The sequence below is a fragment of the Streptomyces sp. NPDC014676 genome (assembly GCF_043084105.1).
Taxonomy (GTDB): domain Bacteria; phylum Actinomycetota; class Actinomycetes; order Streptomycetales; family Streptomycetaceae; genus Streptomyces.
Window position 1 is genome coordinate 113,999 of record NZ_JBIBZI010000006.1, and the last position, 20,679, is coordinate 134,677.

The window sequence follows — 20,679 nt, forward strand, 5'->3', positions numbered from 1 at the left end:
AGGTCACAACAACCCGTCCCACATCTGCTCCAGCAGCACCGACCACCAGCTCTCCGGCGAACCCAGCGCCGCCGGGTCCAGCGCCGCCAACTGCGCCTGGAAGTCCACCGTCCAGCGGCCCGCCTGCTCCTGGTTCAGCCCGAACCGCAGCCGCCACATCCGGCCCAGCAGCGCCAGACAGCGCGCGAACTCCGGCAGACCGGTGTTCACGAACTGCGGCGGCACCGGCGCACCGCCCGGCCCGGACTCCACCGGCACCGCGACGATGTTCGCCGTGCCGTACTGCACACAGACCGCCTTGCCGAAATCGCTGCCCATCACCAGGTACGAACCCGCGTCCGAAGCCGGCTGCACACCCCGCTCCGCCGCCAGCTCCGCCAGCGTCGGCACCGGACGGCCCGGCTGCGCCTGCGCCCAGAAGAACGGCCCCATGTCCAGCGGCAGCCCCGCCACCACCAGGGTGTGCGCCACGACCGGCGGCACACCCTGCCGGGACACCGCCGCCTGTTCGAACCGGAACACACCCGGCCCGAACGCCCCCGCCAGCTCCTGCGCGATCGCCTCCGGCGGAACCGGCGGAACCGGCTGCACCGGCTGCACCGGCGCACGCACCGGCGCGGGACGCGCCGGACCGTCCGCCACCTGATGCAACTCACCCTGATGGGCCAGCAGTTGCCCCATACCCTGCTGCCGGCTCGCATGATCCGTGCCGTACGGGGCGATGGACGTGATCCGCGCCTGCGGCCACTGCTCACGGATCATCCGCGCGCAGTACGCGCCCGGCAGCTCGCACGACTCCAGCTCGGTGTGCAGCTCCAGCACCCGGTCCGGCGGCACGTTCATGGCGCGCAGCTCGTGGAAGATCTGCCACTCCGGGTGCGGCGTACCCGGCGCCGAACGCCGGATCAACTGCTGCTCGGAACCGTCCTGCGCGCGGTAGCGCAGCACGGCCTGGTAGCCGGGGCCGACGGTCGGTTGACCGGCGGACGGCTGCGGATAGCCGTACGCCGGCGGCTGCCCCGGCACGGGAACCCCGGGCGCGGGCGTACCGGGGGGCATCCCACCGGGCGGCATCGGCGGAGCACCACCGGGCATCCCCGGCGGCGCCGGAGGCGGCGGAGGCGGCGGCACACCGGGCCCCGCCACCGGCGGCGCGGCCAGCACGGTCTCCGCGTGGTGCACGGCCCCGCGCCCGCCCCCGGCGGTACCGGGCGAACCCGGAGGCTGCGGCGCACCGGGAGCACCCGGGGCGACGGGAGGACCGGGAGGCTGAGGCGCACCGGGAGCACCGGGCGGGCCCGGAGGCCGGGGCGCACCAGGCGCACCCGGACCGGCGAGCATCGTCGCCGCGTGGTGGGCGCCACCGGGCGGCAAAGGCGGAGCCGGCGTCCCCGGCGGCGGAGTCGGACCAGCCGGCGCCCCCGGCCCGTCGGGACCGAGCGACGACACCATCTGCGTCGGCACGTACCCGCCCGCCGGAGCCGACGGCGGCGCGGGCGTACCACCCGGACGCGCACCCGGAGCCCCCGGAGCGGACGGCGGAGGCGGAGGCGTCGCACCCGAGCCGCGCCGCGGAGGCGGAGCCGCCTTGCTGGTCACGGCGTCCGCGATGTCCCCGGCGTGCGGCGCGAGCGGACGCTCCGGCGCACCCGGACCCGCCGGCGGAGGCGTGGGCACACCACCGGGCCCCTGCGGACGACCGTACGACGCACCACCCTGCGCGGGCGGCGGTGTACCCGGCGCCCCCTGCGGCGCACCGGAATCCTGGACCGCCGGCGCGACAGCCGTCGGCGGAAGCCCGCTGCCACCCGACATCAGCGCCGTCATCGCCTCCGGCGGAGCCGCAGGCGGAGCCGCAGGCGGAGCGCCCTCACCGGACTCGCTCAACTGCGGCGCGAACACGGTCTCCGGCAACGGCACGGAACGGTCCTCACCGGCATCGGCGTTGGTGTCCGTACCGGCCCACGGAGTCGCCCCGACCGGCGCACCGGCCCCCGCGCTCCCCCCGGCGGCGGGCCACACGGCACCGCTCCCCGCACCCGGCGCGGAAGCCCCCGCACCCTCCGACCCCGGAGCGGAACCCGCGGACGGGGCCGAACCCGCACCACCGGCACCCGAAGCCCAGCTCGCGTCCGGAGCCGCGGACGGCCCCGAAGCGGGAACCGCATCCGACACCGCGGACGAACCGGAACCCGGAACCGAACCCGACACCGGATCCGCGGACGAACCCGCACCCGGTCCCGAACCCGACGCCGAAGCCGAACCCGACGCCGACGCCGACGCCGACGCCACAGACGAACCCGAAGCCGCCCCCGCGGACGAACCCGACCCCTCACCCCGCCGATCCGGAATCCCCAGCCGGTCCGCCGCCTCCTGCAACCACTCCGGCGGACTCAGCAAGAACGACGTCTGATTCAGATCCACCCGCGCCGCAGGCGCCGGCACCGGCTCGGGCGCCGAGCCGTCACGGCCGTACTCCTCCTCGTACCGGCGGATCACCTCACCCACCGGCAACGCCGGCCACAACGTCGCCTCACCACTGTCACGGGCGATCACCAACCGCTGCGCGCCCCCGTCCGAACGAGGACCGTCCGCACGGTCCTCCGCCCACACCACGAACCCGAGGCCGAACTCCCGCACCCGCACCTCACGATGCTGGTACGACGGCACATCCCCGTTGACCCACTCCTCCGCACGCTCCTGCGCCTGCGCGAACGTCACCATCGCCGAAGCTCACTCCCCCGCGGAAGAAACCGGAACGGCACGCGCGAACCCGCCGTCCACCATCAGATTCGCCACCGTGTCCAGCTCCGGCGGAGACCCCGCCAGCCGGGACAGGAACACATCGAAATCGTCCCCGCACGGCAACAACAGCCGCTCCACCCGCTCGGCCTGCGACCACGACGGATCCACGTCCCGCGCGTCGTCGTACGCGCAGAACCACACCGAACCCTGCCGCTCCCCCCGCACCTTCACCGCCAGCAGACCACCCTGCACGAAACCGACGCACAGATAGTCCTTGGTCAGATGATCCCGCAGACACTTGTTGACGTACACGAGGTCATTGACCGCCGCCTCGTCCCGCACCGTGAAGAACGGCTGGTCCACCAGCAGCCCCAGCCCCGCGTCCAACGCCGTCCCCACCGGCGCACAACCACCCGCCGCCTTCAGAAACGACCGGTACGCACCCGGCAACCGGTACCCGAGCTCCTCCTCGACCCCCAGCACCTGCGACTCCGTCACCGCCACACCCGACTTCGGCAACCCGAAATGCGCCGGACGCGTCTCCTGCAACGGCCGCGTACCCCGCTTGTCATGATCCACCGCCGACGTCACCACACCACCGTGATGCCGCAACAACGCCTTCACCTCGACCGGCACCAACTCCAGCCGCCGCGACCCCACCACGTGATGCCACGTCCAGCCGTGCGGCGTCGCCACCGCCGGCACCGTGTCCCACAACTCATGACCGCTCGCCGACAACGCCGCGTTCGCCGACACATAATCCGTCAGCCGCAACTCGTCCACGCCGAAACCCTCCGGCGGCTCCGCCACCTCCGCGGCCGCACGCGCATAGGGCGAGAAATCGGGATAACCACCCTCATCCACCCGCACCCCCCTCGGGTGACGGGCCGCCCGCACCGGATCCGGGAAAAACACGACCTGCCCCGCATAGGCCGCGTTCGGCGGCGCGGCCTTCTGCCCGAGCCGACCTGTCGTCATGGCGGTTGCCCCCTGCGGCACTCTGTACGCCCCGCACCGCCCACCTTCGGACCACTACGGAACGTATTCGACTGTCACGTCTGTCTCGACTACTTACCGCCACGACCCCCACGGCGCCCGCACACACCATCACGCGGATCACCGCACGGATCGCGGTGCCGACAGCCTATGCGGTACGACTCCAACGGTCACCGGCACCGGTCATCCACCCCTCCGCTTCCGTGACCAGCCGTCACCCTCCCGTGACAGCCCGCCCGAACCCGGGCGTGTCACCCCGACCCAGCTTCCCCATCAGCCACGCCATTTGGCACCCTGTGACCTCCAGGGGGATGCCGGGGAGGGGATGACGATCATGAACGTGACGCAGCAGACGGGGCCGCACACCGGCCCATCCGGCGACCCCCGCATCGGCTGGAGCGCCACCGACACCCCCCACACCCCCACCCTCCACCACCGCCGCGACGGCATCCTCCCCACCATCGCCGCCGCCCTCTCCGTCCGCGGCGCCACCCTCACCGGCACCGCCGCACGCGGCGACACACCCCCCGCCCTGCACCCCCTCGTCCAGGACTTCCTCGACACCCTCACCAGCGACCAACGCGACCGCTTCACCGGCCGCTGCGCCGAAACCATCCTCATCTCCCGGCACATCACCACCGCCGACGCCGCACGCAGCAAACGCGCCGCACGCCGACCCATGACCAACGGCGAAGCCCGCAAAACCCTCAAACACGCCAAACTCACCACCCGCCGCATCCGCGAGGACGGCGACCCCCTCCACGGCGCCTACGCCACCCCCTGCCGCGCCTGCACCGCCCTCATCGCCCACTTCGGCGTCCGCATGATCGACCCCGCCACCAACGGCTGACCCCCACCCCCGCACCACCCACGACCCCGACGAACAAAAGGCAGATGCACACCGACCGCACCTCCACCACCCGCTTCGCCGTACCCGTCGACGCAGCCCTGCGCACCGCCGGCTGGCAACCCGGCCGCTGGAACATCAAACAAGCCGAAACCTGGGCCGACACCCTCCGCGACCACACCTCACCCGCAGGACACCGCCACACCGTCTTCCCCGCCGCCATCGAAGCCTGGGCCGAATTCGGCGGACTCCACATCACCCCCGGCGGCCCCGGCCGCCAGATCGCCCCCGCCACCCTCCACCTCGACCCCCTCCACGGCCTCCACCTCGCCCGCACCCTCGGCGACCTCGGCCGCGCCCTCGACACCGAGGTCTGCCCCCTCGGCACCGAAACCGACACCCAAGCACTCCTCGCCATCGACGCCCAAGGCCGCACCTACGCCCTCGACCACACCGGCGACTGGTACCTCGGCCCCGACATCGACCACGCCCTCACCACCCTCGTCACCGGCATCCAGCCCACCCGCCTCACCACCGGCTGAACACAACAGGACGACCGGACCGCAACCGCACCGCAACCGGACGACAGCCGGACTACGACGCCGGAATCACCGCCGACACCCGAAAACCCCCCGCATCCGTCGGCCCCGACACAAACACCCCACCCAACGCCGACACCCGCTCCTTCATCCCCACCAGACCATTCCCCCCCGACGGCAACCCCGCCGACGCCCCCGCCCCAGCCTCCGGCGGCGGCTCGTTCTCCACCTGCATCGCGATCTCCGACACCCGGTACGCCAGACGCACATACGTCTTCGCACCCGCCGCATGCTTGTGCACGTTCGTCAACGCCTCCTGCACCACCCGGTACGCCGTCGACTCCACCTCCCGCGCACACGACCGCGCCTCCCCCACCACCGACAGATCCACCACCATCCCCGCAGCCGCCGACTGCCCCACCAACTCCTCGATCTCCGACAGACAAGGCCCCTCCCCCTCATCCACCGCACGAGACGCCGCAGCCGCCGCAGCCACCCCCACCGCCGCCAACGGCACCGACGCCCGCTCCCGCCGCTGCCCCCCATCCCCACCCGAGCGCAACACCCCGAGCATCTCCCGCAACTCCGTCAACGCCTGCCGCCCCATGTCCCCCACCAACGCAGCGTTCCTCACGGCCTTCTCAGGATCCTTCCGCGCCACCGCCTGCAACGCCGCCGCATGCACCACCATCAGACTCACCCGGTGCGCCACCACGTCATGCATCTCACGCGCGATCCGCGTCCGCTCCTCACCCCGCGCCCACTCCGCACGCTCCTCAGCCCGCTCCGCAAGCAGCTGAAGCTCCCGCTCCAGACTGTCCGCCCGCTCCCGCAGACTCTCCATCAACCGCCGCCGCGCCCCCACGTACAGCCCCAGCAACAACGGCGGCGCCGTCACCCCGATCGCCATCGTGACCGACGCGAACGGCACGATCCAGTCCCCGACGTCCAGCTCCCCCCGCGCCAGGTTCTGCCGCATCCGCACGAACATCACGATGAGCACGCCCACCGACTGCATCCCGGCCAGCGACGCGATGATCCGGCGCGGCACCTCGGACGCGGCCAGCGAATACAGACCGACGACACCCATCAGGAAACCCATCGCGGCCGGCGTCACCGCGATCGCCACCAGCACCACCGCGATCGGCCACCGCCTCCGCACCAGCAGCACGGAACCGGCCAGCACACCGAACACGACCCCCACGGCCGCCGGAACCCCCGCCTCCCGCGCGAACGGGACCCCCTCCAGCCCGCACTCCAGCGCGGACACCACCGCGAGGCCCACATCGAACACGGCACTACGCCGTCTGTCCCACCACCACGGCCCTCCCCGGGCCGTCACCAGCTCTTCCCCCGTCGTGGTCATGCGTCCAGCCTACGGGCGCGATGCTCCGCTTTTCCGGCGAGTTTCCGCGTCCGGACCACACCACACAGGGTGACCGTTCGGATGCGATACGGCCCGAAATCCCTCGAACTGCTGAATCGGACACCGTTCGAGAGGGGAACCGACCATTCCGCCCGGACGGTATGCGTGTGACACATGCACCCGGCAAATACGCCGACTTCGAAGGCCTGCGGGAGCAGGCGGTGGCGCTGCGACGGGCGGGACTGAGCCGACGCCAGATCCGCGACCGGCTCCACGTCGACAACAACGACATCCTCAACCGCCTCCTCCAGGGCGAGCCGGCCCCGGAATGGACCAAACGACCGAACGCCAAGGACGACCTACGGGACAAGGCGAGGGAGCTCCGGCTCCAGGGCTGGACGTACGACCAGATCCAGGTCGAGCTCGGCTGCTCGAAGAGCTCTATCTCGCTGTGGGTACGGGATCTGCCGAAGCCGGAGCGACGTGACCCGACGGAACAGGCGCGGCTGGCGAACCGAAAGCGCTGGGAACACGAACTGGCGGTCCGGGATGAGCAGCGACGACGGACCAAGGCGGCCGCCGCCCAAGAGATCGGCGCCATGTCCGACCGCGACCTCTTCCTGGCGGGAGTGGCGCTTTACTGGGCTGAAGGCGCGAAGGACAAACCGTACGCCCGGCGGGAGAACGTCCTCTTCGTCAACAGTGACCCCGGCATCATCAAGCTGTACCTCGCCTGGCTCGACCTGCTCGGCGTAGAACCCGAACGCCTGCGGTACCGCGTCATGATCCACATGACGGCGGATGTGGAGGGCGCGAAGAGGTACTGGGCCGATCTGGCCGGTCTGGACGTCTCCCAATTCCAGAAAACCACGATCAAAAAGCACAATCCGACGACCATCCGCAAGAATGTCGGCGACACCTATCGTGGCTGCCTGGTCATCCGGGTGTCACAAGGTGCCGACCTGTACCGACGCATCGAAGGCTGGTGGACAGGAATGGTCTCCGGGATCACGACACCGCGCACCTCAGGTATGGTCTGACGCAGCCATCCGCCATGGGGTAACTGGTAGCCCGCGGGCCTTTGAAGCCCTGTAGTGCTGGTTCGAATCCAGCTGGCGGAGCTGCTCGGTTCGGGCCCTGACTGCACAGTCAGGGCCCGCTCTCATGTCCCCCCCGAAACCACCCCGGTATCCTGCGGATGTCACCCCCCTCCCCCATCACAGCCGAAGGGCATCCCGTGAGCACCAGTCGCCCGGCAGCCGTCGTCGTTCTCGCAGCGGGTGAGGGCACCCGTATGAAGTCGGCCACACCGAAGGTCCTGCACGACATCTGTGGCCGTTCCCTGGTGGGCCATGTGCTCGCCGCAGCCGGCGAGCTGGAGCCGGAGCATCTGGTCGTCGTCGTGGGTCACGCCCGCGAGAAGGTGACCGCGCATCTCGCCGAGGTCGCCCCGGACGTGCGTACCGCCGTGCAGGCGGAGCAGAACGGCACGGGTCACGCCGTGCGGATGGGGCTGGAGGAGCTGGGCGGTTCCGTGGACGGGACGGTGGTCGTCGTCTGTGGTGACACCCCGTTGCTGACGGGTGAGACGCTGCGGCAACTGTCCGCCACGCACTCCGCCGACGGCAACGCGGTGACGGTGCTGACGGCGGAGGTGCCGGACGCGACCGGTTACGGGCGGATCGTGCGGGACGACGGTGGTGCCGTGACGGCGATCGTGGAGCACAAGGACGCGTCGGAGGCGCAGCGGGCGATCCGGGAGATCAATTCGGGTGTGTTCGCGTTCGACGGGGCGTTGTTGGCGGATGCGTTGAAGAGGGTGCGGACGGACAACAGTCAGGGTGAGGAGTATCTGACGGATGTGCTCGGGATCCTGCGTGAGGCGGGGCATCGGGTGGGTGCGTCGGTGGCGGGGGATCATCGTGAGATCGCGGGGATCAACAACCGGGTGCAGTTGTCGGAGGCGCGGCGGATTCTCAACGACCGGTTGCTGACGGCCGCCATGTTGTCGGGTGTCACGGTGATCGATCCGGCGACGACGTGGGTCGATGTCACCGTGACGTTCGAGCAGGACGTGGTGGTTCATCCGGGGACGCAGTTGCACGGGGTGACGCATCTCGCCGAGGGGTGTGAGGTGGGGCCGAATTCGCGGCTGACGGACACGCGTGTGGGTGCGGGTGCGCGGGTGGACAACACGGTGGCGGTGGGTTCCGAGGTGGGTCCCGAGGCGAGTGTGGGGCCGTACGCGTATCTGCGTCCGGGGTCGCGGCTGGCGCGCAAGGCGAAGATCGGTACGTATGTGGAGACGAAGAACGCGTCGATCGGTGAGGGGTCGAAGGTTCCGCATTTGTCGTATGTGGGGGATGCGACGATCGGCGAGTTTTCGAACATCGGTGCGGCGAGCGTGTTCGTCAATTACGACGGGCAGGACAAACATCACACGACGGTCGGGTCGCACTGCAGGACGGGTTCGGACAACATGTTTGTGGCGCCTGTCACGGTCGGGGACGGTGCTTATACGGCTGCCGGGTCGGTGATCACGAAGGATGTGCCGCCGGGTTCGCTGGCTGTGGCCCGTGGCCAGCAGCGGAATATCGAGGGTTGGGTGGCTCGTAAGCGTCCGGGGAGCGCTGCCGCGAAGGCGGCGGAGGCGGCTTCGCGGGAGCCGGCTGCCGAGGACTGACCGGATTCGCCCCTGTCGGACAGGGCGTACCGTGATAAGTGCGTTTCCGCACCGCCATCAGCTGCGACACCTCTGAGGAGACTGTGCTGTGACCGGGATCAAGACGACCGGCGAGAAGAAGATGATGTTCTTCTCCGGCCGCGCCCACCCCGAGCTTGCCGAGGAGGTCGCCCAACAGCTGGATGTCGGGGTCGTGCCGACGAAGGCGTTCGACTTCGCCAATGGTGAGATCTATGTGCGGTATCAGGAGTCGGCTCGTGGTGCCGACTGTTTCCTGATCCAGAGCCACACTGCTCCGATCAACAAGTGGATCATGGAGCAGTTGATCATGATCGATGCGTTGAAGCGTGCGTCGGCCAGGTCCATCACGGTGATCGTGCCGTTCTACGGTTACGCGCGGCAGGACAAGAAGCACCGGGGTCGTGAACCGATTTCGGCGCGTCTGATCGCGGATCTGATGAAGACGGCGGGTGCGGACCGGCTGCTGGCCGTGGATCTGCACACGGATCAGATCCAGGGTTTCTTCGACGGGCCTGTCGACCATCTCTTCGCGCTGCCGCTTCTCGCGGACTACGTGGGTGCGAAGGTGGACCGTTCGAAGCTGACGGTGGTGTCTCCGGACGCGGGCCGGGTGCGGGTGGCGGACCGTTGGTGCGACCGGCTGGGTGCGCCGCTGGCGATCGTGCACAAGCGGCGTGACAAGGATGTGGCGAACCAGGTCACGGTGCACGAGGTCGTGGGTGACGTGAAGGGCCGTATCTGTGTCCTCGTCGACGACATGATCGACACGGGTGGCACGATCTGTGCCGCGGCGGACGCGTTGTTCGCGCACGGTGCGGAGGATGTGATCGTGACGGCGACGCACGGTGTGCTGTCGGGTCCGGCGGCGGACCGGTTGAAGAACTCGCGGGTGAGTGAGTTCGTGTTCACGAACACGTTGCCGACGCCGGGTGAGCTGAGTGAGTCCCTGGACAAGATCAAGGTGTTGTCGATCGCGCCGACGATCGCGCGTGCGGCGCGTGAGGTGTTCCGGGACGGTTCGGTGACGAGTCTGTTCGACGAGCAGTAGTCCGGTGCGGTCCGTGCAGTAAGGGTTCTGCGCCGGGCCTTCCGGTGATCGTTTTGGGTGCGGCCTCCTGGTCCGAGTAGACTGTCGAAGTTGCTCGGCGAGGGAGGCCGTTCCGCTTTTCGTGAGGCGGGTTCGGTGGTCCGTTATCGACGCGCTCTTCGTAGCAGGCCGTTCGTGGCCGGGTGACCACGTCCGTTTCTGACTTTCGAGGAGTGACCATGTCCGAGGTGAAGATCTCCGCCGCGACGCGCACCGAGTTCGGCAAGGGTGCCGCGCGCCGTATCCGTCGTGACAACAACGTTCCGGGTGTGCTGTACGGGCACGGTTCGGACCCGCTGCACCTGACCCTTCCGGGCCACGAGCTGCTGCTCGCGCTGCGTACGCCGAACGTGCTGATCGCGCTGGACATCGACGGCAAGACGAACGAGCTGGCGATCCCGAAGTCGGTGCAGCGTGACCCGATCAAGGGCTTCCTGGAGCACGTCGACCTGCAGCTGGTGCAGCGCGGCGAGACCGTCACGGTGGAGATCCCGGTCCTCACCGAGGGCGAGCTGGCCGCGGGCGGCAACCTGCTGGAGCACGTGCTGAACACCCTGACGGTCGAGGCCGAGGCCACCCACATCCCCGAGTCCGTCACGGTGTCCGTCGAGGGCCTGGCGGCCGGTTCCTCCATCCTCGCCAAGGACATCACCCTCCCGAAGGGCGCCAAGCTGGCCGTCGACGAGGACGCGGTCGTCATCCAGGTGCTGGCCGCGCAGGCGGAGGAGGCTGCGGAGGGCGAGGAGGCCGCCGAGGCCGCCGAGGCCTGATCCGCACCGACGCCGTTTTTGTCAGCCGCTGCTTCCCTTCGGGGGCAGCGGCTGGCGCGTATCGAGGGAGACATGCAGGTGACGACCGATGCCGGTGCCCCGTGGCTGATCGCGGGGCTGGGCAATCCGGGGCCCGAGTACGCGATGAACCGGCACAACGTGGGGTTCATGGTGGCGGATCTGCTGGCGGAGCGGATGGGGGGCCGGTTCAAGCGGGCCGGCAAGGCTCAGGCGCAGGTCGTGGAGGGCCGGATCGGTCCGCCGGGGCCGGCGAACCGGCGGGTGATCCTGGTGAAGCCGATGTCGTACATGAATCTGTCGGGCGGGCCGGTGAACGCGCTGCGGGAGTTCTACAAGGTGCCGGCGGAGCGGGTGGTCGCGGTCCATGACGAGCTGGACATCGATTACGGGACGCTGCGGTTGAAGCTGGGTGGCGGGGACAACGGTCACAACGGGCTGAAGTCGCTGACGAAGGCGTTCGGGCGGGAGTACCACCGGGCGCGGTTCGGGATCGGGCGGCCGCCGGGGCGGATGCAGGTGGCGGACTTCGTGCTGAAGGACTTCTCGTCGGCGGAGCGCAAGGAGCTGGACTACTTCGTGGACCGGGCGGCGGACGCGGTGGAGTGTCTGGTGATCGAGGGGTTGGAGCGGGCGCAGAGTACGTACAACTCGTGAGGTGCTGAGGGGTGCGTCGGTGGGCTTGTCTCCCCGGCCGAGCCCCGCCGGAGCCCCGCCGGAGCCCCGTCGGAGCCCGCCCGGAGTTGACCGACCGCACGGTCATGGCCAAGGATCTCGGCCATGTCTCGCGCTGCCCGCTCCTCCCGTGGCTCCGCCGCCCTGCGGTTCGGCCGGTTCGCGGCGATGGGCACGGTCGCCGTGCTGATCCTGATCGCGGGTGTGTGGGCGTCGTGGGGCACGGCGCAGCACGCGATGCTGACGAAGGGGCGTGAGCGCGGCACGGTGGCGGTGGCGCGGTGCGGCGCGACGGCGTGTACGGGGCCGTACGCGCCGCTGTCGCAGGGGTCGCAGCCGCGTGCGGAGGTCGTGCTGGAGAAGTCGGTGGCCGTGGCGGAGGGGCGGACGTACACGGTGGTGCTGAAGCCGGGTGGCACGGACGCCGTGCGTGCGGGTCCGGCCGGGATCCTCTACGCGTGGGTTCCGCTGGGCGGTGCGCTGCTGCTGGCGTCGGTCGTCGTGGCCGGTGGTCTGCTGCGGACGCGGGCGGCGTGGGTGCTGGCGCTGTCGGGGACGGCGCTGCTGACGGCGGCTTTCCTGGCCGTGTAGGACGGAGCAGCACAGGACGAGGACGAAAGGGGTGCCCCGGCCGTACGAGGCCGGGGCACCCCTTTCGTCGCGTCGGGTCAGCCGGTGTTGCGCAGTCCGGCCGCGACACCGTTGACGGTGAGCAGCAGGGCGCGGGAGAGGAGCGGGTCGGGTTCCTCGCCGGCGCCGGCGGCGTCGCGCTGGCGCTTGAGGAGGGCCACCTGGAGGTAGGAGATGGGGTCCAGGTAGGCGTCGCGGATGGTGAAGGTCTGCTTGAGGACCGGGTCGGCGTCCAGGAGTTCCTGTTCGCCGGTGACGCGCAGGACCTCGGTGACGGTGAGCTCGTGTTCGGCCTTGATGGCGTCGAAGACGTGCTTGAGCTCGTCGGGGACGAGGGTGTCGACGTAGTGCTGGGCGATGCGCAGGTCGGTCTTGGCGAGGGTCATCTCGACGTTGGAGATGAAGTTGCGGAAGAAGTGCCACTGCTGGTGCATCTCGTCGAGGACGGTGTCGAGGCCGGCCTCGCGCAGTGCCTTGAGGCCGGAGCCGACGCCGTACCAGCCGGGGACGATCTGCCGGGACTGGGTCCAGCCGAACACCCAGGGGATGGCGCGCAGTCCGTCGAGGGAGACGCCGGAGCCGGGGCGGCGGGAGGGCCGTGAGCCGAGGTGGAGGTCGGCGAGCTGGTCGACGGGGGTGGAGGCCAGGAAGTAGGTCGGCAGGTCGGGGTCCTCGACCAGCTTGCGGTAGGCCGTGTGGGCGGCGTCGGAGACGACGTCCATGGCGGCGTCCCAGCGGGCGAGGGCCTCGACGGACTGGCGGGGGGCGGTGTGCAGGGCGGACGCCTGGAGGGTGGCGGCGACGGAGAGTTCCAGGTTCTCGCGGGCGAGGGAGGGGATGAGGTACTTGTCGGAGATGACCTCGCCCTGTTCGGTGACCTTGATCTCGCCTTCGAGGGTGCCCCAGGGCTGGGCGAGGATGGCGTCGTGGGTGGGGCCGCCGCCGCGGCCGACGGTGCCGCCGCGGCCGTGGAAGAGGCGCAGGCGTACGCCGTAGCGGTGGGCGACGTCGCGCAGGCGGCGCTGGGCGCGGTGGATCTCCCACTGGCTGGTGGTGATGCCGCCGAACTTGGAGGAGTCGGAGTAGCCGAGCATGACCTCCTGGACGTCGCCGCGCAGGGAGACGAGGCGCCGGTAGGAGGGGTCGGCGAGCATGTCCTCGAGGATGGTGTCGGCGGACTTGAGCTCGTCGGTGGTCTCCAGGAGGGGGACGATGCCGATCTTCGCCCAGCCGGCGTGCAGGTCGATGAGTCCGGCCTCGCGGGCGAGGACGGCGGCGGCGAAGACGTCGTCGGCGCCCTGGCACATGGAGATGATGTAGGACTCGACGACCTCGGGTCCGAAGACCTCCAGGGCCCGCTTGACGGTCTGGAAGACGCCGAGGGTCTTCTCGCCGGCGGCGTCGACGGGTGCCGGGGTGGGGGCGAGCGGGCGGCGTGACCTGAGTTCCTTGGCGAGGAGCTTGGACCGGTACTCGCGGGGCATGTCGGCGTAGCGCCAGGATTCCTCGCCGAGCCGGTCGAAGAGCTGGCCGAGGGCGTGGTGGTGGGCGTCGGCGTGTTCGCGGACGTCCATGGTGGCGAGCTGGAGGCCGAAGGCGGCGAGGGTGCGGATCGTACGGGCGAGGCGGCCGTCGGCGAAGAGTCCGCCGCGGTGTTCGCGCAGGGAGGCCTGGATGATGCGCAGGTCGGCGAGGAGCTGGCCGGTGCCGAGGTAGTCGCGGCCGGGCTCGTGGGGGGTGCCCTTGGCGAGGCGGAGCTTGGTGTTCTCCAGCTTCTGGCGGATGCAGGTGGCCTTGAGCCGGTAGGGCTCCTCGGCGTTGAGGCGCTTGTAGCGGGGGCTGATCTCGGGGAGGGCGTCGAGGTCGGTCTGGAGGGAGGCCAGCAGCTCCTCCGTCGCACCCGTGTAGCGGATGGAGTTGGAGAGGAAGCCGCGCAGTTCGTCGATCATCTCCAGGGCGTCGTTGATGCCGTGTTCGTGCTGGAGGATGAGGACGTCCCAGGTGACCTGGGGGGTGACGTTGGGGTTGCCGTCGCGGTCGCCGCCGATCCAGGTGCCGAAGGTGAGGGGGCGGGTGTCGTCGGGGAGGTGGACGCCGACGCGCTCCAGCTCCGCCGTGAGGTCCTCCAGGACGTCGCCGACCGCGCCGGCGTGCAGCTCGTCGAGGTAGTAGATGGCGTTGCGGGCCTCGTCGGCGGGTTCGGGGCGGACCACGCGCAGTTCGTCGGTCTGCCAGACGAGGTCGATGTTCTCGGCGAGGCGGGTGTCCAGGCGGCGCCGGTCGGAGGCGATGACCGGGGTGTCGAGGAGGGCGGCGATGCGGCGGAGCTTGTTGAGGACGGAGCGGCGGGCGGCCTCGGTGGGGTGGGCGGTGAAGACGGGCCGGATGTTGAGGTTGCGGACCGTTTCGCGCAGGTGCTCGGGATCGGCGTCCTTGAGGCGGTCGGCGGTGCGGGAGAGCAGTCCGCCCTCGGCGGCGCGGCGGGCGCGCAGTTCGCGGCCGCGGTGCACCTGCTCGGTGACGTTGGCGAGGTGGAAGTAGGTGGAGAACGCGCGGACCAGCTTGGCCGCGGTCTGCAGTTCGGTGCCCCGCAGCAGCTCGGCGGCGGCCTCGCCGTCCTCACGGGTGAGTCGGCGGACCTTCTCGACGAGGTCGAGCAGCTCCGGGCCCTCCTGCCGGACCAGGGTCTCGCCCAGGAGATCACCCAGTCGGCGGATGTCGGCGCGCAGTTCGCTGCTCGTCGTGGTGGTCTGGTCGTCGGCACTGCTCACAGGTGCGGCTCCTTGCAGTGTTGAAGCTCGTCTGGGAGGGAACCCGGACGGCGTCTCGCGCGGCGTACGCCGCTTGCGGGCCGGACGTCCGGGAAGAAATCAGAGCGGACCGCGCTGTCCGACCGACTTCAAGGATAGGTGTCACCCCGGACGCGCAGGCTCACGGGCTCTTGCCGCCGGGCGACGCACTGCCATACTTACGTTGCCGTAGGTTACGGAAGCGTAGGTATACAGTGCGTTTCCGGCGGCCGGGCACCCACCCTCAATCCACATACCCCACAGGGGACACGCATGACCTCAGGCTCCGACGTGCTGCACGAAGCTCCGAAACAACCCGGGTCCGACGACGCGGCGCCCTCCGCCACGCTGGGCGGTGAGCGCAAGCGCTCCATCGAGCAGATCACGCTGCTGCTCTTCATCACCGTCCCGTTCCTCGCGCTGGTGGCGGCGGTGCCGCTGGCGTGGGGGTGGGGGGTGAGCTGGCTGGACCTCGGTCTGCTGGTCTTCTTCTACTACCTCGGCTGCCACGGCATCACCATCGGTTTCCACCGTCACTTCACCCACGGTTCGTTCAAGGCGAAGCGGCCGTTGAAGGTCGCGCTGGCGATCGCCGGGTCGATGGCGGTGGAGGGTCCGCTGGTGCGGTGGGTAGCCGATCACCGCAAGCACCACAAGTTCTCCGACGACGAGGGCGACCCGCATTCGCCGTGGAAGTACGGGGAGACGGTCCCGGCGCTGATGAAGGGCCTGTGGTGGGCGCACATCGGCTGGATGTTCGACGAGGAGCAGACTCCGCAGGACAAGTACGCGCCGGACCTGATCAAGGACCCGACGCTGCGGGCGATCTCCCGGCAGTTCGTCCTGTGGACGGCACTGTCGCTGGCGCTGCCCGCGCTGATCGGCGGTCTGGTCACCCTGTCCTGGTGGGGCGCGTTCACCGGCTTCTTCTGGGGGTCACTCGTCCGGGTGGCGCTGCTGCACCACGTGACGTGGTCGATCAACTCGATCTGCCACGCGGTCGGCAAGCGTCCGTTCAAGTCGCGGGACCGTTCGGGCAACGTGTGGTGGCTGGCGATCCTGTCCTGCGGTGAGTCCTGGCACAACCTGCACCACGCCGACCCGACCTCGGCGCGGCACGGTGTGGAGCGCTGGCAGTTGGACTCCTCCGCCCGGCTGATCCGCTGGTTCGAGCAGCTGGGCTGGGCGTACGACGTGCGGTGGCCGTCACGCTCGCGTATCGATTCGCGCCGCACCACCTCGGAAGGCGGCGCCCGGCGCGGGAAGGAACCCGTCGAGGCGGCATGATGGTCGCCGTGGCGACCGACTCCAGCAGCACCCCGAGCAATGACAAGCCGCGGCGTGCGCGTCGCACCCGGATGACCGGTGCGGAGCGCCGCCAGCAGCTGCTGGAGATCGGCCGCACCCTGTTCGCGGCGAAGGGCTTCGAGGCCACGTCGGTGGAGGAGATCGCGGCGAAGGCCGGGGTCTCCAAGCCGGTGGTGTACGAGCACTTCGGCGGCAAGGAGGGCCTGTACGCGGTGGTGGTGGACCGCGAGATGCGGCGCCTGCTGGACATGGTGACCGGCTCGCTGACGGCCGGCCATCCCCGCGAACTGTGCGAGCAGGCGGCGTTCGCGCTCCTCGACTACATCGAGGAGTACACGGACGGTTTCCGCATCCTGGTCCGTGACTCCCCCATCCCCCAGTCGACGGGCTCCTTCGCCTCGCTGATCTCGGACATCGCCACCCAGGTGGAGTACATCCTGGTCCGTGAGTTCAAGAGCCGCGGCTTCGACCCCAAGCTGGCCCCGCTGTACGCGCAGGCCCTGGTCGGGATGGTGGCGCTGACGGGCCAGTGGTGGCTGGACGTGCGCAAGCCGAAGAAGGCGGAGGTGGCGGCCCACCTGGTCAATCTGGCCTGGCACGGGCTGGACGGGCTGGAGCCGAAGCCGCGGCTGATAGGTCACCGGAAGAGCTGAGGGCACGGACCGCCGTGTGGGATGGCGCGGGTGTGATCGAAATGAGCATCACCGAGGCCGCCGCACAGCTCGATGAGCTGGTCCGTCGGCTGGCCGGCAGCCGCGGGCCCATCGCTCTCACCGACGGAGGCCGCGTGACCGCACTGCTCGCCGCTCCTCAGGTGATCGAGGACTTGGAGGACTCCTCGGCCGTCGCCGGCCACCGGCGCCGCAAGGCCGAGGGAACGCTCGGGGAGGGCATCCCGCGCGCGGAGGTGCGGCGCATCCTGGGCCTGCGTCCGTAGGCCGGCCAGGCGCGTCAGCCGACCGACTCCAGGAACTCCAGCCGGTTGCCCACCGGGTCCTCGGAGTAGAAGCGTCTGTGGTCCGGGAGGTTGTCGTCCCAGGTGACCGGGGCGCCGTGGGCGGCCAGGCGGGCGGCGTAGGCCTCGACGCCGGTCACCCTCAGGCCGGGGTGGGCTTTCCTCGCGGGTCGGAAGCCGTCCTCGATGCCCAGGTGGAGCCGTACGTCCCCGGCCTCGAACCAGCAGCCGCCGCGCGCCGCCAGGGTGGGCGGTTTCGGTGTCTCGATCATGCCGAGGACATCCACGTAGTACGCGCGCAGCCGTTCCTCGGAGCCGGGTGGGGCGGCGAGCTGCACATGGTCGACGGCCGCGAGCATCACGCCTCCCTGACGGCGACCGCGAAGACGCGGCGGAAGGGGAACGGGGTGCCGTGGGGGCCGGGCGGATAGGCGGCGCGCAGGGCGGTGCGGTACTCGGTGACGAAGGCGTCCCGTGCCTCCGGGTCGTCGGCGAGGGCGGTGAGGACGGGACGCAGGCCCGTGCCCTTGACCCAGTCGAGGACGGGGTCCTCCCCGGTCAGCAGGTGGACGTACGTCGTCTCCCAGGCGTCGGTCGTGCAGCCGAGGGCGGTCAGCTGCTCCAGGTAGGCCTCGGGGCGGAGGACGGCGTCGTCGTGGCGCAGGACGCCGGCCAGGCGGGCCCGCCAGCGCGGGGAGGCGGCCAGTTCACGCATCAGTACATGACTGGGGGCGCCGAAGTTGCCGGGCACCTGGAAGGCGAACGTACCGCCGGGGACGAGCCCGTCGATCCAGTCGCGGAACCGCTCCGCGTGCCCCGGGACCCACTGCAGCGTGGCGTTGCTGACGATCAGGTCGTACGGCCCGTCCGGCACCCAGCTACGGACGTCGGCGTGGGCGAAGCCGAGGCTGCCGCCCTCGTGGTCGGCGCGGGCCCTGTCGAGCATCTCGGGCGAGTTGTCGTAGCCGGTGACGCGGGCGGCGGGCCAGCGGTCGGCGAGCAGGGCCGTGACGTTTCCGGCGCCGCAGCCGAGGTCGGCGATGCGGGGCGGATCCCCCGGAAGTTCCGGGACGCGGGCGAGCAGGTCGGTGAAGGGCCGGGTGCGGTGACCGGCGTGACGCAGGTACTGGGCGGGGTCCCAGAGGGGGGTCGCTGCGGACATGGGGCCTCCCGATGGCTGGCGGACGGGTACCCAGCGTCACCCACCACTCATCTCGACGTCAAGAGACTCGACATCAAGAGACTTCACATCGACACAACCACTACACTGATCGTCATGGAGGACGAGGTCGATCGGCTGGTCGCAGCGTGGCGCCGGGAGCGCCCGGACCTCGACGTGGAACCGCTCGAGGTGCTCAGCCGGGTGAGCAGACTGGCCCGGCACCTGGACCGGGCGCGCCGGCTCGCCTTCGCCGAGCACGGCCTGGAGTCCTGGGAGTTCGACGTCCTGACCGCGCTGCGCCGCGCGGGCGCCCCGTACCAGCTCTCACCGGGCCAGCTCCTCACGCAGACGCTGGTCACCTCGGGCACGATGACCAACCGCATCGACCGCCTCGCCAAGAAGGGCCTGGTGGAGCGGCTGCCCGACCCCAGTGACCGGCGCGGTGTCCTGGTCCGGCTCACGGACGAGGGCCGCGACCGCGCCGACCAGGCACTGGCCGGGCTGCTGGCGCAGGAGCGGGCGATCCTCGGGGAGCTCACCCGCGCCCAGCGCAGCGAACTGGCCGGGCTGCTACGCCAGTTGACCGCCCCGTTCGACAACGTCCCTGGTTAGGTCGACGGGTCCGACACCCGCCCGTCGGGCGAGGGCCACCGCGGCGAGGGTGGAGTGCACGCCCAACTTCCCGAGGACGTTCTGCATATGGGTCCGTACGGTGTGCGGGGACAGATACAGGCGCTCGGCGACCGCCTTGCGCCCCAGCCCCGCGACCATGCACCGCAGCACCTCCCGCTCGCGCGGCGTCAGGGACTCCACGAGCCGTTCGCTCTCCGTGCGGTGCCGCCGGGCGGCGGTCAGCTCCCGCAGGACGCCGGTGAGCAGCGCGGGCGGCAGATGCGTCTCGTCGCGCAGCACCCCCCGTATGACGGTGAGCAGCCGGCTCAGCGAGCAGTCCTTGGCCACCCATCCGGAGGCTCCGGCCTGGAGGGCGAGCGCGGCCCGGGCCGGGTCGTCCTTCTCCGCGAGGACGACGATCCGTACCTGCGGCTGTACCGAACGCACCCCGGTGACCAGCGATATCCCGTCGACGAGCCCGTCCTCGTCACCGGCCTGCACGGGCACGGCCGGCCGGCCGCCCGGCACCTTGCCGCCCAGGTCGGCGTCGACGAGCAGCACGTCGAACCGCCGTCCCTCGGCGGCCGCCCGTTCCAGACAGCGCAGCGCGGCCGGGCCGCTGCCCGCCGCGGACACGTCGACGTCCGGCTCCGCGGCCAGGGCCGCGGCCAGTGACTCGGCGAAGATGCGATGGTCGTCGACGACCAGGACTCGAACGCGAACCACGAAACCCCCCTTCCCCAAGCTCTCTTCAGAGCAGGGGACTACCCCATCGTCGGAGGACGACACCGGCGCGGGTACGACGCCGAGGCCCTGTCACCTCACTCACCGGACACGGGACGGGCCGCCGCGACCGTACGGCCGCCGCCGCGCGACCACCGCCACCCCACCTCGGACGCCGTACCCGACCGTCTCGCCCCCTGAACGGCGCCGGCCCCCACCGGCGCTGTTCATCAGGGTACGGGCGGGGACCCGGAGCGGAAGGTTATTTGCAGAACTTGCGGCCTTCCGCGTTTATGGTGTGCCGCATGTTTCGTCTTGAGACAGAAGTCGACAAGGCCCGACGTGATCTGCTCCGCAGGCGGCTGAGGGACACCAATACGGCGGCCTCACCGGTCCTGCGCGCCCTGCGCGGAACCCCGGACGAACGTGAAGCGCCTTTGCACGTGTGGGCATCGGACGCGAACGGTGATCTCGCGGGCGGGCTGGTCGGCCACACCTGGACCACCTGGCTGCACGTGACCTACCTCTGGGTCGACGCCCGTCACCGGGGGGCGGGCCTGGGCTCCCGCCTGCTGACGGAGGCGGAACGCCTCGCCGCCGGCCGCGCCTGCACGGCCTCCCGCGTGGAGACCTGGGACTTCCAGGCCCCCGACTTCTACCGGAAGCACGGCTACGAGGTGGTGTGCGTGATCCCCGACTACCCGCCGGGGATCACGGAGTACACCCTGACGAAGCGGCTGGGCTGACCGGGCC

The 20,679-nt window shown here is 70.5% G+C and carries 20 protein-coding genes and 1 tRNA gene; 14 read left to right on the plus strand and 7 right to left on the minus strand.

Annotation, left to right across the window (positions count from 1 at the left end; genetic code table 11):
- Positions 1-3: 3 nt before the first annotated feature.
- Positions 4-2,724 (minus strand): SUKH-4 family immunity protein, encoded by a 2,721-nt coding sequence (locus tag ACF1DX_RS18545; RefSeq protein WP_391792232.1) that lies wholly within the window; start codon positions 2,722-2,724, stop codon positions 4-6.
- A gap of 9 nt (positions 2,725-2,733) precedes the next feature.
- The gene (locus ACF1DX_RS18550; RefSeq protein ID WP_391792233.1) at positions 2,734-3,723 is read right to left on the minus strand and encodes an SMI1/KNR4 family protein; all 990 of its coding nucleotides are present in this window, start codon (positions 3,721-3,723) and stop codon (positions 2,734-2,736) included.
- A gap of 343 nt (positions 3,724-4,066) precedes the next feature.
- Here ACF1DX_RS18550 and ACF1DX_RS18555 point away from each other — a divergent pair, with 343 nt between their 5' ends.
- Both ACF1DX_RS18555 and ACF1DX_RS18560 read left to right on the plus strand, forming a co-directional pair.
- A complete protein-coding gene (locus ACF1DX_RS18555) occupies positions 4,067-4,591 on the plus strand; it encodes a YwqJ-related putative deaminase (RefSeq protein WP_391792234.1) in 525 nt (174 codons plus the stop codon).
- Positions 4,592-4,635: 44 nt separating this feature from the next.
- A complete protein-coding gene (locus ACF1DX_RS18560) occupies positions 4,636-5,130 on the plus strand; it encodes an SUKH-3 domain-containing protein (protein WP_391792235.1) in 495 nt (164 codons plus the stop codon).
- A 52-nt stretch (positions 5,131-5,182) separates the two neighbouring features.
- On the opposite strand, the gene ACF1DX_RS18565 is transcribed toward ACF1DX_RS18560, so the two are convergent.
- Complete coding sequence (locus ACF1DX_RS18565) at positions 5,183-6,493, minus strand: sensor histidine kinase (protein ID WP_391792236.1); 1,311 nt, start codon at positions 6,491-6,493, stop codon at positions 5,183-5,185.
- A gap of 167 nt (positions 6,494-6,660) precedes the next feature.
- Here ACF1DX_RS18565 and ACF1DX_RS18570 point away from each other — a divergent pair, with 167 nt between their 5' ends.
- The 7 genes from ACF1DX_RS18570 (at position 6,661) to ACF1DX_RS18600 (ending at position 12,338) form a co-directional block, all read left to right on the plus strand.
- A complete protein-coding gene (locus ACF1DX_RS18570; protein ID WP_391792237.1) occupies positions 6,661-7,533 on the plus strand; it encodes a hypothetical protein in 873 nt (290 codons plus the stop codon).
- An 8-nt stretch (positions 7,534-7,541) separates the two neighbouring features.
- Positions 7,542-7,614 (plus strand) — tRNA-Gln (locus ACF1DX_RS18575).
- A 116-nt stretch (positions 7,615-7,730) separates the two neighbouring features.
- Positions 7,731-9,176 (plus strand): bifunctional UDP-N-acetylglucosamine diphosphorylase/glucosamine-1-phosphate N-acetyltransferase GlmU, encoded by a 1,446-nt coding sequence (glmU, locus tag ACF1DX_RS18580; protein ID WP_391792238.1) that lies wholly within the window; start codon positions 7,731-7,733, stop codon positions 9,174-9,176.
- Between the two features lie 88 nt (positions 9,177-9,264).
- Complete coding sequence (locus ACF1DX_RS18585; protein ID WP_391792239.1) at positions 9,265-10,245, plus strand: ribose-phosphate diphosphokinase; 981 nt, start codon at positions 9,265-9,267, stop codon at positions 10,243-10,245.
- A 218-nt stretch (positions 10,246-10,463) separates the two neighbouring features.
- The gene (locus tag ACF1DX_RS18590; RefSeq protein WP_391792240.1) at positions 10,464-11,054 is read left to right on the plus strand and encodes a 50S ribosomal protein L25/general stress protein Ctc; all 591 of its coding nucleotides are present in this window, start codon (positions 10,464-10,466) and stop codon (positions 11,052-11,054) included.
- 72 nt (positions 11,055-11,126) lie between these two features.
- A complete protein-coding gene (gene pth / locus ACF1DX_RS18595; protein WP_391792241.1) occupies positions 11,127-11,729 on the plus strand; it encodes an aminoacyl-tRNA hydrolase in 603 nt (200 codons plus the stop codon).
- 123 nt (positions 11,730-11,852) lie between these two features.
- Positions 11,853-12,338: a hypothetical protein gene (locus ACF1DX_RS18600; RefSeq protein WP_391792242.1), complete on the plus strand. Its 486-nt coding sequence runs from the start codon at positions 11,853-11,855 to the stop codon at positions 12,336-12,338.
- Between the two features lie 77 nt (positions 12,339-12,415).
- On the opposite strand, the gene ppc is transcribed toward ACF1DX_RS18600, so the two are convergent.
- Positions 12,416-15,148: a phosphoenolpyruvate carboxylase gene (gene ppc / locus ACF1DX_RS18605; protein ID WP_391792243.1), complete on the minus strand. Its 2,733-nt coding sequence runs from the start codon at positions 15,146-15,148 to the stop codon at positions 12,416-12,418.
- Positions 15,149-15,439: 291 nt separating this feature from the next.
- Here ppc and ACF1DX_RS18610 point away from each other — a divergent pair, with 291 nt between their 5' ends.
- The 3 genes from ACF1DX_RS18610 to ACF1DX_RS18620 are packed head-to-tail and all read left to right on the plus strand — an operon-like array spanning position 15,440 to position 17,411.
- The gene (locus ACF1DX_RS18610) at positions 15,440-16,453 is read left to right on the plus strand and encodes an acyl-CoA desaturase (protein WP_391792244.1); all 1,014 of its coding nucleotides are present in this window, start codon (positions 15,440-15,442) and stop codon (positions 16,451-16,453) included.
- Entirely contained in the window at positions 16,450-17,127 is a 678-nt protein-coding gene (locus ACF1DX_RS18615; protein ID WP_391792245.1) for a TetR family transcriptional regulator, read from the plus strand. Before ACF1DX_RS18610 ends, ACF1DX_RS18615 begins: the two co-directional genes overlap by 4 nt.
- Before the next feature lie 41 nt (positions 17,128-17,168).
- Positions 17,169-17,411 carry a type II toxin-antitoxin system prevent-host-death family antitoxin gene (locus tag ACF1DX_RS18620; RefSeq protein WP_391792246.1) on the plus strand — a complete coding sequence of 81 codons (243 nt, stop codon included), beginning with the start codon at positions 17,169-17,171 and terminating at the stop codon, positions 17,409-17,411.
- 14 nt (positions 17,412-17,425) lie between these two features.
- Here ACF1DX_RS18620 and ACF1DX_RS18625 read toward each other — a convergent pair whose 3' ends face one another.
- Together ACF1DX_RS18625 and ACF1DX_RS18630 are read right to left on the minus strand one after the other, a co-directional pair.
- Positions 17,426-17,788, minus strand: a complete 363-nt coding sequence (locus ACF1DX_RS18625) for a VOC family protein (protein ID WP_391792247.1) — start codon at positions 17,786-17,788, stop codon at positions 17,426-17,428.
- The gene (locus tag ACF1DX_RS18630) at positions 17,788-18,591 is read right to left on the minus strand and encodes a trans-aconitate 2-methyltransferase (protein WP_391792248.1); all 804 of its coding nucleotides are present in this window, start codon (positions 18,589-18,591) and stop codon (positions 17,788-17,790) included. The genes ACF1DX_RS18625 and ACF1DX_RS18630 overlap by 1 nt, the downstream gene beginning before the upstream one ends.
- Before the next feature lie 114 nt (positions 18,592-18,705).
- On the opposite strand from ACF1DX_RS18630, the gene tamR reads away from it, so the two are divergent.
- The gene (gene tamR, locus ACF1DX_RS18635; protein WP_391792249.1) at positions 18,706-19,203 is read left to right on the plus strand and encodes a MarR family transcriptional regulator TamR; all 498 of its coding nucleotides are present in this window, start codon (positions 18,706-18,708) and stop codon (positions 19,201-19,203) included.
- Here the strand turns inward: tamR and ACF1DX_RS18640 are convergent.
- A complete protein-coding gene (locus ACF1DX_RS18640) occupies positions 19,162-19,929 on the minus strand; it encodes a response regulator transcription factor (protein ID WP_030870331.1) in 768 nt (255 codons plus the stop codon). The genes tamR and ACF1DX_RS18640 overlap by 42 nt on opposite strands.
- Positions 19,930-20,231: 302 nt before the next feature.
- Here ACF1DX_RS18640 and ACF1DX_RS18645 point away from each other — a divergent pair, with 302 nt between their 5' ends.
- Positions 20,232-20,672 (plus strand): GNAT family N-acetyltransferase, encoded by a 441-nt coding sequence (locus tag ACF1DX_RS18645; RefSeq protein WP_391792250.1) that lies wholly within the window; start codon positions 20,232-20,234, stop codon positions 20,670-20,672.
- Positions 20,673-20,679 lie beyond the last annotated feature (7 nt).